Source organism: Pseudomonas sp. IT-P2 (assembly GCF_949767575.1).
Taxonomy (GTDB): Bacteria; Pseudomonadota; Gammaproteobacteria; order Pseudomonadales; family Pseudomonadaceae; genus Aquipseudomonas; species Aquipseudomonas pharyngis.
Map to the genome: position 1 here is coordinate 108,130 of NZ_CATKQA010000047.1, position 14,081 is coordinate 122,210.

Here is a 14,081-nt window from a genome sequence, read left to right on the forward strand (position 1 = left end):
CGAATGTTGTCTTTTTTACTTGGAGCAAGCTTGGCGGTGACGTATTTGTCGAAACAGCAGCGTTTCAGTTCAGAAACAGGACTGATCGCCGCTTGCGGATTCGCCCCGAAGGAGAATCCGTCAAGCGTCGGATGCGGCTCAATAGGCGTATCGAAGCAGGGTGTGTGGCAGGTGTCGCAATACGAAGAAGCCAAATAGAGCGACCAGAGCTGGCAAAACCAGCCACCAGACTTTCTGCGGCATTGCACCAAGAGGTGCATGACGTTGACTGAGCCACAGGCCCGCTGCGCAGACACAGGCGGCGAGCATGGCGCCGGCCAGGACATCCGTTGGCCAGTGCGCGCCCAGATATACCCGTGACAGGGCAATTGCCAGTGCAGGAATGCAGCCGACCAGCAGCCAGGTCAGTCGCAGCCGTGGCGGTTGCCCGCGTCCGGCGAGTACGGCCAGGGTCAGGAACAGCGCGAACGATCCGGATGCATGGCCGCTGGGCATGCTGTAACTGGTGAGTGGGTCAGTCAGCACTTCCGGGCGTACCCGGGCGAAAAACAGTTTGGTCCCGGTGTTGGCCAATGCCGTGACGAGCAGGGTGCCGCCGACGAAGATCGCGTGGCGCCACTGACGACACAGCAACAGCAGCGCTGTCAGCAGGGCGCTGAACAACAGCATGTTGCGGAACTCACCGATCAGGGTGAAAACCACTGCCACTTCATCCAGCGCCGGCCTGCGGTGCTCCTGCACCAGGGTCATGACGCCCTGATCGAGGGCGGTCAGGTACGGAAAACCGATGAACAGACCGATCAGGATCAACAGGCTCATGCTGCTGATCCAGATCGTCGCCCGACGATGACGGCGCAGGCTGCTGTTGGCGCTCAGACCGACCATCACCGCAATACTGCCGGCGACGATCCCGGCCTGCAGCCAGAAGCCTTCCGGCAAGGGCAGGCGAATCGCCGCCCCGGTGGCCCAGCCCGGCAGCAGATAGGCGAGGCTCCAGCCGGCGGCTGCCAGCAGACTCACGGCGGCGAAGCGCGGGAAGGGCATGTCGCACATCCCGGCGACCATCGGCAGCATCGGCCGCAACGGGCCGATGAAGCGTCCGACCAGCAGGCTGGCGATGCCGTAGCGTTGGAAGTAGGTTTCCGCGCCGGCCATCCACTCCGGGTGATGGCGCAACCCCGGCAAGCGCCGGATGTTCTGGTGGAAGTGGCGGCCGAGGAAATACGAAATCACATCACCGAGAATCCCGCCAAGGAAACCCAGCAACAGGGTTTCACTCAACGACAGCGCTCCGCTGCCGGCCAGCACCGCCACGGCAAACAGCAGCACCGTGCCGGGCACAATCAAGCCGGCTATCGCCAGGCATTCCACGCAGGCCACGACAAACACAGCGGCGGCCAGCCACTGCGGATTGGCGGCCAGCCACCCGGTCACGCTATCGAGCCATGGGCCCATACAAACCACTCCATTTCATTGATGTCCCTGATCGGCGAGCCGAAGGGTGTGCATTCACAGCAGAAAATAATCGCGACCTTCGACCTGGCCCCGGCGCAGCGGGTTCCGCGTGCACCACTGGGCGTAAGCCGCATCGACGAAGCGATACATCAGGTGTTCGTCGCGGCCATGGGGAATGCCCAGGCGGGTGGTCTGAATTATGTGGGTCGGCGCAGGGCCGGTGTCTTCCACCAGCAGAATTTCGTGGTCGAAGCGCTTGGCATCCCACACCGGCACTTTCAGTCCCAGCGCCTTGCACAGCAGCGTCTGCCCGGCACAGAGTTTCTGTGACGGGCGCGGGCGGCCCTGAGCATCGGGGTTGTTCAGCAGCATCTGCGCCAGGCTGGCCGGGCCGCTGATCTCGTCGACCCACGGATAGGCCGATTTGATCAGCACTGCATTGCCCGGACCCTGCGCACTGAAGTTCAGCGAATCGCCGCCACGGGCGTAGTACATATAGATGTGGCCGCCGTCCAGAAACAAAGCCTTACGCTTTTCTGTGTAGCCGAGGGACGCGTGGCTGCCTTTTTCCTCGCGGTAATAGGCCTCGGTTTCGATGATTCGGGCACTGAGCCACAAGTCACCGACCCGATGGCGAATGACTTTGCCGAGCAGATCCTTGGCCAGCGTCTGGGCGTCACGGTCAAAAAAGGCGTCCGCAAGGCCGACAGGCTGGCGCGCGGAGGTGGCGCGAACGGTCAGGTTGGACATGGCAAACAGTGTTTATCCAGGCGGAGGAGGTCGTGATGATAACAATTCAAGGCTTAATCCCGGCTGAACGTCGGCAAATCGCCGTCCATTTCGACCATCCGCCCGTCACCGCTGTTAGTCCCGGGACGCGACAGCTATAATCTGCCGCTTTCCTCTTTGCCAAGACCCCAGCAGACCATGACTGAGTCCGTTCTTGACTACATGACCCGATTGGGTCGCGCCGCCCGCGAAGCTTCCCGCGTCATCGGCCGTGCCAGCACCGCGCAGAAAAACCGCGCCCTGCTGGCTGCCGCCAATGCCCTGGATGCCGCCCGCGCCGAGCTTGCGGCAGCCAATGAACAGGATCTGGCCGCCGGTCGCGCCAACGGTCTGGAACCGGCATTGCTGGAACGTCTGGAGCTGACCCCGGCACGCATCGACGGCATGATCGTCGGTCTGCGTCAGGTCGCAGCACTGCCGGATCCGGTCGGTGCGATCCGTGACATGAGCTTCCGTCCGTCGGGCATTCAGGTCGGCAAGATGCGTGTCCCGCTGGGCGTGATCGGGATCATCTACGAATCCCGTCCCAACGTGACCATTGATGCCGCCAGTCTGTGCCTGAAGTCCGGCAACGCGACGATCCTGCGCGGCGGTTCCGAAGCGATTCATTCCAACCGCGCGATTGCCGCTTGCATCCAGCGCGGTCTGGCCGAAGCCGAACTGCCGGCCGCCGTGGTGCAAGTGGTGGAAACCACCGACCGCGCCGCCGTCGGCGCGCTGATCACCATGCCTGAATACGTCGACGTGATCGTGCCGCGCGGTGGCCGTGGCCTGATCGAGCGCATCAGCCGTGACGCCCGGGTGCCGGTCATCAAGCATCTGGACGGCATCTGCCACGTCTATGTCAACGAACATGCCGACCTGGCGAAAGCCCAGCGCATCGCCTTCAATGCCAAGACCTATCGCTATGGCATCTGCGGTGCGATGGAGACCTTGCTGGTCGATCAACGTGTTGCGAAGGATTTCCTGCCGTCGATGGCTGCCCAGTTCCGCGAAAAAGGCGTCGAACTGCGTGGTTGCGAACGCACCCGGGCGATCATCGAAGCCGTAGCGGCGACCGAAGAAGACTGGAGCACCGAGTACCTGGCGCCGATCCTGTCGATCCGCGTGGTGGATGGTCTGGATCAGGCCATCGAACACATCAACCATTTCGGCTCCCACCACACCGACTCGATCGTCAGCGAAAACCTCGCCGACACCCGCCAGTTCGTGGCTCAGGTCGACTCGGCGTCGGTGATGATCAACACCCCGACCTGCTTCGCCGACGGATTCGAATACGGATTGGGTGCCGAGATCGGCATTTCTACTGATAAGCTGCACGCCCGTGGCCCGGTGGGCCTGGAAGGACTGACCTGCGAGAAGTACATCGTGGTCGGTGATGGCCAGCTGCGCGGCCAGGCGACGGTCTGACTTGTCCGACCTCGACCTGAAAGCGCCGAAACCCGGCAAGAAATCTCGTCCTCGGCGCATTGGCGTACTGGGCGGGACGTTCGATCCGGTGCACGTCGGCCATTTGCGTGGCGCGCTGGAAGTCGCCGAAGCGCTGGGGCTCGATGAGCTGCGCATGATGCCCAGCGCGCGGCCGCCGCACCGCGATACGCCGCAGGTGTCGGCGCAGGATCGGCTGGCAATGGTTGAATGTGCGGTGGCCGGTGTGCCGCCGCTGGTGGTGGACGCCCGCGAATTGCAGCGGGACAAACCGTCCTGGACCATCGATACCCTGGAGTCGCTGCGTGCCGAAATGGCCGCCGAGACCCAGGTTTTTCTGCTTCTGGGCTGGGACGCGTTTTGCGGCCTGCCCACTTGGCACCGCTGGGAAGAGTTGCTCCAGCATTGCCACATCCTGGTGCTACAGCGCCCGGACGCCGACAGCGAACCGCCGGATGCCTTGCGCAACCTGCTGGCAGCGCGTTCGGTGAGCGACCCGCTGGCCCTGAAGGGGCCGAGCGGACAGATTGCATTCGTCTGGCAGACACCGCTCGCGGTTTCCGCCACCCAGATCCGTCAACTGCTGGCCAGCGGTAAGTCGGTACGTTTCCTGGTGCCCGACGCGGTCCTGGCCTACATCGATGCGCACGGTCTGTACCGTGCGTCGAACTGAACAAGGCGTGCTTCACTGATACGAATCCACGTGTCGCCAAGCCGCCGAAAATATGAGCAAAACGAGTTTTATATGACTGACAAAGACCAAACCAAAGTAAAGCGCAAAGGCACATTCAAGAGCGCCCCGCTGCCAGAACCGGTCAACACCAACGAACCGCTGAAGGGCGACGAACTGGTCAAGGTGGCCGTTGCAGCCCTGGAAGACGTGAAGGCCCAGGACATCCAGATCATTGATGTGCGCGACAAGCAGAGCATCACCGACTACATGATCATCGCCACCGGTACCTCCAACCGCCAGATCAACGCGATGCTGGACAAGGTTCGCGAAGAAGTGAAAAAGCAGGGCGCCAGGCCGCTGGGCGAAGAAGGCAAGGGCGACAGCGACTGGGTGCTGCTGGACCTGGACCTGGTGATCGTGCACATGATGACTGCCTCGGCACGTCAGTTCTACGACCTGGAACGCCTGTGGGCCGGTGCCGAGCAAAGCCGTGCGGCGGACGCCAAGCACCACAGCCCGGAAAACACCCACGAGCATTTCACCAAGCTCAACAAAGACCAGCTGTAAGGGATTGCTGTGCGACTGCGACTGATCGCCGTCGGTTCACGCATGCCCAAGTGGGTGGAAGAAGGCTGGCATGAGTATGCCAAGCGTCTTCCATCCGAGCTGGCGCTGGAACTGGTGGAAATTCCGCTCAATACCCGTGGCAAGAACGCCGACGTGGCCCGCTTCATCCGTCAGGAAGGCGAAGCCATGCTGGCCAAGGTCGGGCAGAACGAGCGGATCGTCACCCTCGAGGTTCATGGCAAGCCGTGGAGCACCGAGCAACTGGCGGTCGAACTCGATCGCTGGCGCCTGGACTCGCGCACGGTCAATTTCATGGTCGGTGGCCCGGAAGGGTTGGCACCGGAAGTCTGTGCCCGCGCGGATCAGCGCTGGTCGTTGTCGCCGCTGACGCTGCCGCACCCGCTGGTGCGCATCCTCATCGGCGAGCAGTTGTATCGTGCCTGGACCGTGCTGTCCGGCCACCCTTACCACAAGTAATCCGCCCTCATGTCTCAGCCGATCCGCATCAAGGACCACGAAAAAGACGCCCGTCTGGTGCGTGGTCGCGTCGTGTTCGGCGCAATTGCGGTGGTGGCACTGATTTGCGTGCTGATCGCGCGCCTGTATTACCTGCAGGTGATTCAGTACGAATATCACTCGACCCTGTCGGAAAACAATCGGGTTCACGTTCAGCCGATCCCGCCGACCCGTGGCCTGATTTTCGACCGCAACGGCGTGGTGGTGGCGGACAACCGTCCGAGCTTCAGCCTGAGCATGACCCGCGAGCGCTCCGGCGACTGGCAGCAGGTGCTCGACGTGATCGTCGAGGTGCTGGAGCTGACGCCGGAAGACCGGGTGATCTTCGAGAAACGCATGCGTCAGGGCCGCCGGCCGTTCGAGCCGGTGCCGATCCTGTTCGAACTGACCGAAGAGCAGATCGCCCGGATCGCGGTGAACCAGTTCCGTCTGCCGGGCGTCGAGGTGGTCGCGCAGTTGGTGCGTCACTACCCGCAGGGCGCGCATTTCGCGCACTCGGTGGGTTACATGGGGCGGATCAACGAGAAAGAGCTGAAGACCCTCGATCCGGTCAACTACAGCGGCACCCACCACATCGGCAAGACCGGCATCGAGCGCTTTTACGAAGCCGAACTGCACGGCCAGGTGGGTTACGAAGAGGTCGAGACCAACGCCCGTGGCCGCGTTCTGCGCGTGCTCAAGCGGACCGATCCGGTGCCGGGCAAGGACATTGTCCTGAGCCTCGACATCAAATTGCAGGAAGCCGCCGAGGCTGCGCTGGGCGGCCGGCGTGGCGCGGTGGTGGCGCTCGACCCGAAAACCGGCGAAGTGCTGGCGATGGTCAGTCAGCCGAGCTTCGACCCGAACCTGTTCGTCACCGGCATCAGCTTCAAGGCTTACGCCGAGCTGCGTGATTCCATCGACCGGCCGCTGTTCAACCGTGTATTGCGCGGTCTGTACCCGCCGGGCTCGACGATCAAGCCGGCGGTGGCGATTGCCGGTCTCGATGCGGGCGTGGTGACGGCGTCGAGCCGGGTGTTCGACCCCGGTTACTACATGCTGCCCAACTACGATCACAAGTACCGCAACTGGAACCGCACCGGGGACGGCTTCGTCGACCTCGATACGGCGATCATGCGGTCCAACGACACCTACTTCTATGATCTGGCGCACAAGCTGGGCATCGATCGGTTGTCGGCCTATATGAACAAGTTCGGCATCGGCCAGAAGGTCTCGCTGGACATGTTCGAAGAGTCCCCCGGCCTGATGCCGTCCCGCGAGTGGAAACGCGCGACCCGGCGTCAGGCGTGGTTCCCCGGCGAAACCCTGATTCTCGGGATCGGCCAGGGCTACATGCAATCGACCCCGCTGCAACTGGCCCAGGCCACGGCGCTGGTGGCCAACAAGGGTGTGTGGAACCGCCCGCACCTCGCCAGGACCATCGAAGGCGAGAAGCCCAAGGATGAAAATCCGATGCCGGACATCATCCTTCGCGATCCGTCGGACTGGAACAAGGTCAACCACGGCATGCAGCAGGTGATGCACGGTGCCCGTGGCACCGCGCGCAAGGCCTCGATCGGCGCGCAATACCGGATCGCCGGCAAGTCGGGTACGGCACAGGTCGTGGCGATCAAGCAAGGCGAGAAGTACGACCGCTCCAAGGTTCAGGAGCGCCACCGTGACCATGCCCTGTTCGTCGGTTTCGCGCCGGCGGATGACCCGAAAATCGTGGTGTCAGTGATGGTCGAGAACGGTGAGTCCGGTTCCGGCGTCGCGGCACCGGTGGTGCGCCAGGTCATGGATGCCTGGCTGCTGGATCAGGACGGACGGTTGAAGGCCGAATACGCCAGCCCTATCAGTGCGGAGGCTACGGCCCGTGATGAATAATTTCGATCGCATGCTCTCCAGCGAGGATGTGATGCGTCGCCGGGCGACGCTGCTGCAACGTTTGCATATCGACGGCCCGTTGCTGGTGCTGTTGTTGATCCTGGCCGCCGGCAGCCTGTTCGTACTGTATTCGGCCAGCGGCAAGAGCTGGGACCTGTTGGCCAAACAGGCCACGTCGTTCGGTATCGGCCTGGTGTCGATGATCGTCATCGCCCAGTTCGAGCCAAGGTTCATGGCGCGCTGGGTGCCGCTCGGCTACGTGATCGGGGTGGTACTGCTGATGGTGGTGGACATCATGGGCCACAACGCCATGGGCGCGACCCGCTGGATCAACATCCCCGGGGTGATCCGCTTCCAGCCCTCGGAATTCATGAAGATCCTGATGCCGGCGACCATCGCCTGGTACCTGTCCAAGCGCACGCTGCCGCCGCAGCTCAAGCACGTCGGCATCAGTCTGCTGCTGATCGGCGTGCCGTTCGCCCTGATCGTGCGTCAGCCGGATCTGGGCACTTCGCTGCTGATTCTGGCCGGTGGCGCCTTCGTCTTGTTCATGGGCGGGCTGCGCTGGCGCTGGATTCTCAGCGTACTGGCGGCGGCGATTCCGGTGTCGGTTGCGATGTGGTTCTTCATCATGCACGACTACCAGAAGCAGCGGATCCTGACGTTCCTCGACCCGGAAAGCGATCCGCTGGGTACCGGCTGGAACATCATTCAGTCGAAAGCCGCCATCGGTTCCGGCGGCGTGTTCGGCAAGGGCTGGCTGCTGGGCACCCAGTCGCACCTGGACTTCCTGCCGGAAAGCCACACCGACTTCATCATCGCGGTACTCGGCGAAGAATTCGGCCTGGTGGGCATTTGCGCGCTGTTGCTGATCTATCTGTTGCTGATCGGTCGCGGCCTGGTGATTACCGCCCAGGCGCAGACGCTGTTCGGCAAATTGCTGGCCGGCGCTCTGACCATGACGTTTTTTGTTTACGTTTTCGTCAACATCGGTATGGTCAGTGGCCTGTTGCCGGTGGTGGGGGTGCCGTTGCCGTTCATTAGCTACGGCGGAACTTCGCTGGTGACGCTGCTGTCAGCGTTTGGGGTTTTGATGTCGATCCATACCCATCGCAAGTGGATCGCACAGGTTTGAATAAGGTGAAGAGTTCAATGCAAGTAATGCGTGACTGGGCGACACGATACGCACCGTGGCTCGGCCTGGTAGGCATCCTTGGCAGCGCGCAGGAAGCGTTGGCCGGCGATTACGAAGGCTCGCCCCAGGTGGCCGAATTCGTCGGTGAAATGACCCGCGACTACGGTTTTGCCGGCGAACAGCTGATGGCTGTGTTCCGCGAGGCCCAGCGCAAACAGGCGATTCTCGACGCCATTTCCAAACCGGCCGAACGGGTCAAGCAGTGGAAAGAATACCGGCCGATGTTCATCACCGACGCGCGCATCGCCCGCGGTGTGGACTTCTGGCGCCAGCACGAGGCCACCCTGGCCCGCGCCGAGCAGGAATACGGCGTTCCGGCCCAGGTGATCGTGTCGATCATCGGCGTTGAGACCTTTTTCGGACGTAATACCGGCAATTACCGGGTGATCGATGCCTTGTCCACGCTGGGTTTCGACTATCCTCCCCGTGCCGAATTTTTCCGCAAGGAGCTGCGTGAGTTCCTGCTGCTGGCCCGGGAAGAGCAGGTCGACCCGCTGACCCTCAAGGGTTCCTATGCCGGGGCGATGGGTTTGCCGCAGTTCATGCCGAGCAGCTTTCGCGCCTACGCGGTGGATTTCGACGGCGACGGCCACATCAATATCTGGAACAACCCGGATGATGCGATCGGCAGCGTCGCCAGCTATTTCAAGCGTCACGGCTGGGTCGCCGGTGAGCCGGTAGTCAGCCGCGCGGATGTCCGTGGCGAGCAGGTGGATGAAGGCCTGACCACTGGCATCGAACCGACGAAAACCGTCGGGGAGTTGCGAGCGCTGGGCTGGTCGAGTCATGATGCGCTGCGCGATGACATGCCGGTCACCGCATTCCGCCTGGAAGGCGACAACGGCCCGGAATACTGGATGGGCTTGAAGAATTTCTACGCGATCACGCGTTATAACCGCAGCGTGATGTACGCCATGGCCGTACATCAACTGTCTGAACAGCTGGTACAAGCACGGGGCGTCAAGTAATGCGGGCATTGCCTATCAATAAACCCCTGAAGCTGGTGGCTTTCGCTGCGTTGGCGGTGCTGGTCGCCAGTTGCTCGACCAGCCGTTCGCCGAGCCAGAAGCCGACCACCGCCGTACGTTCGCAGCCGGGCCTGGACATCAACCGGGCCCACAAGGATGGCGCGCCGTGGTGGGATGTCGATGTGTCGCGTATCCCGGACGCCACGCCGACCCTGCACACCGGCCCGTACAAGGCCAACCCGTACACCGTGCTGGGCAAGACCTACTTCCCGTTGCAGGAATCCAAGACTTACGTGGCCTCCGGCACTGCGTCCTGGTACGGCACCAAGTTCCACGGTCAGAACACCGCCAACGGCGAGGTCTACGATCTGTACGGCATGAGTGCCGCCCACAAGACATTACCGCTGCCGAGTTACGTTCGGGTGACCAACCTGGACAACAACAAGAGCGTGATCCTGCGGGTCAATGACCGCGGGCCGTTCTACTCGGACCGGATCATTGACCTGTCCTACGCCGCCGCCAAGAAACTCGGTTATGCCGAAATCGGCACCGCGCGGGTCAAGGTCGAAGGCATCGACCCGCAGCAATGGTGGGCCGCCAAGGGCCGTCCGGCGCCTTTGATGCTCAACGAGCCGCAAGTCGCGCAGAATAGCGCCCCGGTGATCACGGCCTCGGCCGGCACCGTCGAGCAATGGACTCCGCCGCCGCAGCAGCACGCCGCGGCCGTCGTGCCAGTCCAGCTCGATGCAAAAAAAAACGCTTCTGCACCAGCGTCTGGCCAGTATCTGCAGGTGGGCGCGTTCGCCAACCCGGACGCTGCAGAACTCCTGAGGTCGAAGCTCAGCGGGATGGTGAGCGCTCCGGTGTTCATCAGCTCGATCGTGCGCAATCAGCAGACCCTGCACCGGGTTCGCCTGGGACCGATCGGTTCGCCGGGTGAAATTGCCCAGGTACAGAACAGCGTGCGCCTGGCCAACCTCGGTTCGCCAAGTGTGGTCACCGAGTAAACGTAGGACTTGATTGACGGTTCACCAGCGATTGGGGGGTGAACCAGGTTGTTGGCTCGTCGAAGAACAAAAGCCCGGCAAGGGTGACTGGAGTGAGCAACTGAACACGCGATGCTCGTAGGGTTTGCTCGAAAGCTCGCCGAGCGGCGATCAGGCAAGGCAAAAACAGGTGAGGAAGCGGAGTGTAGGGGACCTACATGAGCATTCCGAATCTGTTTTTAACGCAGCATGATCGTCGCGCAGGCAGGTTTCGGGCAAAGCCTGAAAGACATCTGATTAAATTTTGTCCGCTAGGACAGTTTCCATTAGCGATTTCGAGAGACGGATGAACATCACCACCTTTGCCAAACGCCTGTGTCTGCTAGTCCCGCTGCTCCTCTCGCCAGCCGCCTTCGCGGCCGAGATGATGCCGTCGCCACCACAACTGGCCGCCAAATCCTACGTGCTCATGGATGCCAACAGCGGCAACGTGCTGGTGGAGAACAACGGTGACCAGCGTCTGCCGCCGGCCAGCCTGACCAAACTGATGACCGCGTACATCGCCACGCTGGAAATCCGTCGCGGCCAGATCGGTGAAAACGACCCGGTGACCGTCAGCGAAAACGCCTGGCGCACCGGCGGTTCGCGGATGTTCATCAAGGTCGGCTCGCAGGTCACTGTCAGCGACCTGCTGCACGGCATCATCATCCAGTCCGGCAACGACGCCAGCGTCGCGGTGGCTGAACACATCGCCGGCAGCGAAGACGCCTTCGCCGACCTGATGAACAAGACCGTCGCCGATCTGGGCATGACCAATACCCACTTCATGAACCCGACCGGTCTGCCGAACCCCGAGCACTACTCGTCGGCTCACGACATGGCGATCCTGGCGCGCGCGATCATCCACGAAGACCCGGCTCACTACGCGATCTACTCGCAGAAAGAATTCTTCTGGAACGGCATCAAACAGCCTAACCGCAACCTGCTGCTGTGGCGCGACAAGACCGTCGACGGTCTGAAAACCGGTCACACCGACGAAGCCGGCTACTGCATGGTGTCCTCGGCCGTACGTGACGGCATGCGCCTGATCGCCGTGGTGTTCGGCACCAACAGTGAAGTGGCTCGTGCCGCCGAGACCCAGAAGCTGCTGACCTACGGTTTCCGCTTCTTCGAAACCCAGACCTTCTACCAGAAGGGCACCGAACTGGCTCAGGCCCCGGTGTGGAAAGGCACTACCAGCCAGGTCAAGGCCGGTCTGGCTCAGGACCTGACCATGACCCTGCCGAAAGGCCAGCTGAAGAAGCTCGCTGCCAGCATGACCATGAACCCGCAACTGACCGCGCCAATCGCCAAGGGCGACGTGATCGGTAAAGTCGAAGTGAAACTGGACGACAAGGTGGTGCACAGCGCCGACCTGATCGCCCTGGACGCTGTCGAGGAGGGTGGTATCTTCCGCCGCATGTGGGATAGCATCCGTCTATTCTTCTACGGCTTGTTCAACTGATTTGAGTTGACCTGCATGGCCCCGTTCCGATCCGGAGCGGGGCCTTGTTCGTTACCGGGCTTACGCTTACGAGGCCGTTACGCCATGACCGATACCGAAGTAAAGGCGCCAAAGATCGAATTTCCCCAGGTTGATTATCCGGTTAAGGTGATCAGCGATACGGGCGTCGGCAACAAAGACAAGATCATCGACATCGTCAAGAAACACGCCAGGATCAACGATGAGCGTGTCGACGAGCGTCAAAGCAGCAACGGCAAGTACACCACCATCCAGTTGCACATCGTCGCGACCGATCAGGATCAGCTGTACAACATCAACAGCGAACTGCGGGCTACCGGTTTCGTGCACATGGTGCTGTGATGCCCGGCACGCTGGGCTTTCGCGAGCTTGGCCAGATGGCTTACGAGCCGGTCTGGCAGGCCATGCAGCGTTTTACCAACGAGCGTGGCACCACGGCCCCGGACGAAATCTGGCTGGTGGAACACCCGCCGGTGTTCACCCAGGGTCAGGCCGGCAAGGCCGAGCACCTGTTGCTGCCGGGAGACATTCCGGTGGTGCAGGTCGACCGCGGCGGTCAGGTGACCTACCATGGCCCAGGCCAGTTGGTAGCCTATCTGCTGCTGGATGTGCGCCGACTCGGTTTCGGCGTGCGCGATCTGGTCAGCCGCATGGAGCGCTGCCTGATCGAACTGCTGGCCAGCTACGGCGTGACCGCCGTGGCCAAGCCGGATGCTCCCGGCGTCTACGTCGACGGAGCGAAGATCGCTTCTCTGGGTTTGCGGATTCGCCACGGTTGTTCCTTTCATGGCCTGGCCCTGAACGTGGACATGAACCTGGAACCGTTTCGACGGATTAATCCCTGCGGCTATGCCGGGCTGGCGATGACCCAGCTGAGCGAGCACGCAGGATCGATTGAATTTGCCGAGGTAAGTGCCCGGCTGCGCGCGCAGCTCGTCAAACACCTCGACTATGCTGAGCAGACGACCCTGACGGGCGGAATCGACTGATATGACTACTGATGCAGTGCAAACCATGATCCCGACGCTCGACGTGACCGAGCGCCCGGCCCCGCGTCCCAAGGTTGAAGCCGGCGTCAAGCTGCGCGGCGCCGAGAAGGTTGCACGCATCCCGGTGAAGATCATTCCGACCACCGAACTGCCGAAGAAACCCGACTGGATCCGCGTGCGCATCCCGGTTTCGCCGGAAGTCGACCGCATCAAGAGCCTGCTGCGCAAACACAAGCTGCACAGCGTCTGCGAAGAAGCATCCTGCCCGAACCTGGGCGAGTGCTTCTCCGGCGGCACCGCGACCTTCATGATCATGGGTGACATCTGCACCCGTCGCTGCCCGTTCTGTGACGTTGGCCACGGCCGTCCGAAGCCACTGGACGTCAACGAGCCGGAAAGCCTGGCCATCGCCATCGCCGACCTGAAACTCAAGTACGTGGTGATCACCTCGGTTGACCGCGACGACCTGCGTGACGGCGGTGCCCAGCACTTTGCCGACTGCATCCGCGAAATCCGCAAACTGTCACCGAACGTACAGCTTGAGACCCTGGTCCCGGACTACCGTGGCCGCATGGACATCGCCCTGGAAATCACCGCCGCCGAGCCGCCGGATGTGTTCAACCACAACCTGGAAACCGTACCGCGCCTGTACAAGGCTGCGCGTCCGGGTTCGGACTACCAGTGGTCGCTGACCCTGCTGCAACGCTTCAAGCAGATGATGCCGCACATCCCGACCAAATCCGGCCTGATGCTCGGCTTGGGCGAGACCGACGACGAAGTCATCGAAGTCATGAAGCGCATGCGCGAACACGACATCGACATGCTGACCCTGGGCCAGTATCTGCAACCGTCCCGCAGCCACTTGCCGGTGCAGCGTTTCGTGCACCCGGACACCTTCGCCTGGTTCGCCGAGGAAGGTTACAAGATGGGCTTCAAGAACGTCGCGTCCGGCCCGTTGGTGCGTTCTTCGTACCACGCTGACGAGCAAGCGAAACTGGTCAAGGCCGAGCTGCTCGGTTCCTGATTAAGCGCTGAATGAAAGAATGCCCGCCGGGGTTTATCGCCCGGCGGGCATTTTTTTGCCCGGCCTACACGCGTTACTGACTTTTCCTGCAATCTGCGGCGCA

General features: G+C 62.0%; 14 protein-coding genes. 12 read left to right on the top strand and 2 right to left on the bottom strand.

The genetic code is table 11. The annotated features are described in order from the left end of the window. Nucleotides 1-138 precede the first annotated feature (138 nt). Nucleotides 139-1,455, bottom strand: coding sequence for a bifunctional DedA family/phosphatase PAP2 family protein (locus ACM6JM_RS26320; protein WP_074691589.1), 1,317 nt, complete (start codon nt 1,453-1,455; stop codon nt 139-141). A 54-nt stretch (nt 1,456-1,509) separates the two neighbouring features. Next, nucleotides 1,510-2,205 (bottom strand): DNA-3-methyladenine glycosylase, encoded by a 696-nt coding sequence (locus ACM6JM_RS26325; RefSeq protein WP_074691587.1) that lies wholly within the window; start codon nt 2,203-2,205, stop codon nt 1,510-1,512. A 177-nt stretch (nt 2,206-2,382) separates the two neighbouring features. Between ACM6JM_RS26325 and ACM6JM_RS26330 the strand changes: the two genes are divergently transcribed. From ACM6JM_RS26330 to lipA, 12 genes are all read left to right on the top strand, one after another. Next, entirely contained in the window at nt 2,383-3,654 is a 1,272-nt protein-coding gene (locus tag ACM6JM_RS26330; RefSeq protein ID WP_414882759.1) for a glutamate-5-semialdehyde dehydrogenase, read from the top strand. Next, the gene (nadD, locus tag ACM6JM_RS26335) at nt 3,623-4,345 is read left to right on the top strand and encodes a nicotinate-nucleotide adenylyltransferase (protein ID WP_007958652.1); all 723 of its coding nucleotides are present in this window, start codon (nt 3,623-3,625) and stop codon (nt 4,343-4,345) included. Before ACM6JM_RS26330 ends, nadD begins: the two co-directional genes overlap by 32 nt. 72 nt (nt 4,346-4,417) lie before the next feature. Then, complete coding sequence (gene rsfS, locus ACM6JM_RS26340) at nt 4,418-4,912, top strand: ribosome silencing factor (protein WP_064382180.1); 495 nt, start codon at nt 4,418-4,420, stop codon at nt 4,910-4,912. Nucleotides 4,913-4,921: 9 nt separating this feature from the next. Then, nucleotides 4,922-5,389 carry a 23S rRNA (pseudouridine(1915)-N(3))-methyltransferase RlmH gene (gene rlmH, locus ACM6JM_RS26345; RefSeq protein ID WP_009051038.1) on the top strand — a complete coding sequence of 156 codons (468 nt, stop codon included), beginning with the start codon at nt 4,922-4,924 and terminating at the stop codon, nt 5,387-5,389. Nucleotides 5,390-5,398: 9 nt separating this feature from the next. Beyond that, nucleotides 5,399-7,294, top strand: coding sequence for a penicillin-binding protein 2 (gene mrdA, locus ACM6JM_RS26350; protein ID WP_039771860.1), 1,896 nt, complete (start codon nt 5,399-5,401; stop codon nt 7,292-7,294). A 31-nt stretch (nt 7,295-7,325) separates the two neighbouring features. After that, nucleotides 7,326-8,429, top strand: a complete 1,104-nt coding sequence (gene rodA / locus ACM6JM_RS26355) for a rod shape-determining protein RodA (protein ID WP_050761190.1) — start codon at nt 7,326-7,328, stop codon at nt 8,427-8,429. 17 nt (nt 8,430-8,446) lie between these two features. Then, nucleotides 8,447-9,457 (top strand): lytic murein transglycosylase B, encoded by a 1,011-nt coding sequence (mltB, locus tag ACM6JM_RS26360; RefSeq protein WP_007958658.1) that lies wholly within the window; start codon nt 8,447-8,449, stop codon nt 9,455-9,457. After that, a complete protein-coding gene (locus ACM6JM_RS26365; protein ID WP_011336096.1) occupies nt 9,457-10,464 on the top strand; it encodes a septal ring lytic transglycosylase RlpA family protein in 1,008 nt (335 codons plus the stop codon). Before mltB ends, ACM6JM_RS26365 begins: the two co-directional genes overlap by 1 nt. Nucleotides 10,465-10,789: 325 nt before the next feature. Continuing rightward, a complete protein-coding gene (locus ACM6JM_RS26370; protein WP_011336095.1) occupies nt 10,790-11,947 on the top strand; it encodes a D-alanyl-D-alanine carboxypeptidase family protein in 1,158 nt (385 codons plus the stop codon). Between the two features lie 84 nt (nt 11,948-12,031). Further along, entirely contained in the window at nt 12,032-12,307 is a 276-nt protein-coding gene (locus ACM6JM_RS26375; protein WP_011336094.1) for a DUF493 domain-containing protein, read from the top strand. Beyond that, nucleotides 12,307-12,954: a lipoyl(octanoyl) transferase LipB gene (gene lipB / locus ACM6JM_RS26380; protein WP_039771855.1), complete on the top strand. Its 648-nt coding sequence runs from the start codon at nt 12,307-12,309 to the stop codon at nt 12,952-12,954. Before ACM6JM_RS26375 ends, lipB begins: the two co-directional genes overlap by 1 nt. 25 nt (nt 12,955-12,979) lie before the next feature. After that, nucleotides 12,980-13,978 (top strand): lipoyl synthase, encoded by a 999-nt coding sequence (gene lipA / locus ACM6JM_RS26385; protein ID WP_162130488.1) that lies wholly within the window; start codon nt 12,980-12,982, stop codon nt 13,976-13,978. Nucleotides 13,979-14,081: the final 103 nt, after the last annotated feature.

What these genes read in the sequence shown, in the direction of transcription:
- nadD (WP_007958652.1), top strand. Translation starts at nt 3,623, where the DNA reads ATGGCCAGCTGCGCGGCCAGGCGACGGTCTGACTTGTCCGACCTCGAC.
- ACM6JM_RS26375 (WP_011336094.1), top strand. Translation starts at nt 12,032, where the DNA reads ATGACCGATACCGAAGTAAAGGCGCCAAAGATCGAATTTCCCCAGGTT.
- mltB (WP_007958658.1), top strand. Translation starts at nt 8,447, where the DNA reads ATGCAAGTAATGCGTGACTGGGCGACACGATACGCACCGTGGCTCGGC.
- rodA (WP_050761190.1), top strand. Translation starts at nt 7,326, where the DNA reads ATGCGTCGCCGGGCGACGCTGCTGCAACGTTTGCATATCGACGGCCCG.
- ACM6JM_RS26320 (WP_074691589.1), bottom strand. Translation starts at nt 1,455, where the DNA reads ATGGGCCCATGGCTCGATAGCGTGACCGGGTGGCTGGCCGCCAATCCG.
- ACM6JM_RS26370 (WP_011336095.1), top strand. Translation starts at nt 10,790, where the DNA reads ATGAACATCACCACCTTTGCCAAACGCCTGTGTCTGCTAGTCCCGCTG.
- mrdA (WP_039771860.1), top strand. Translation starts at nt 5,399, where the DNA reads ATGTCTCAGCCGATCCGCATCAAGGACCACGAAAAAGACGCCCGTCTG.
- ACM6JM_RS26330 (WP_414882759.1), top strand. Translation starts at nt 2,383, where the DNA reads ATGACTGAGTCCGTTCTTGACTACATGACCCGATTGGGTCGCGCCGCC.
- rsfS (WP_064382180.1), top strand. Translation starts at nt 4,418, where the DNA reads ATGACTGACAAAGACCAAACCAAAGTAAAGCGCAAAGGCACATTCAAG.
- ACM6JM_RS26325 (WP_074691587.1), bottom strand. Translation starts at nt 2,205, where the DNA reads ATGTCCAACCTGACCGTTCGCGCCACCTCCGCGCGCCAGCCTGTCGGC.
- ACM6JM_RS26365 (WP_011336096.1), top strand. Translation starts at nt 9,457, where the DNA reads ATGCGGGCATTGCCTATCAATAAACCCCTGAAGCTGGTGGCTTTCGCT.
- lipA (WP_162130488.1), top strand. Translation starts at nt 12,980, where the DNA reads ATGATCCCGACGCTCGACGTGACCGAGCGCCCGGCCCCGCGTCCCAAG.
- lipB (WP_039771855.1), top strand. Translation starts at nt 12,307, where the DNA reads ATGCCCGGCACGCTGGGCTTTCGCGAGCTTGGCCAGATGGCTTACGAG.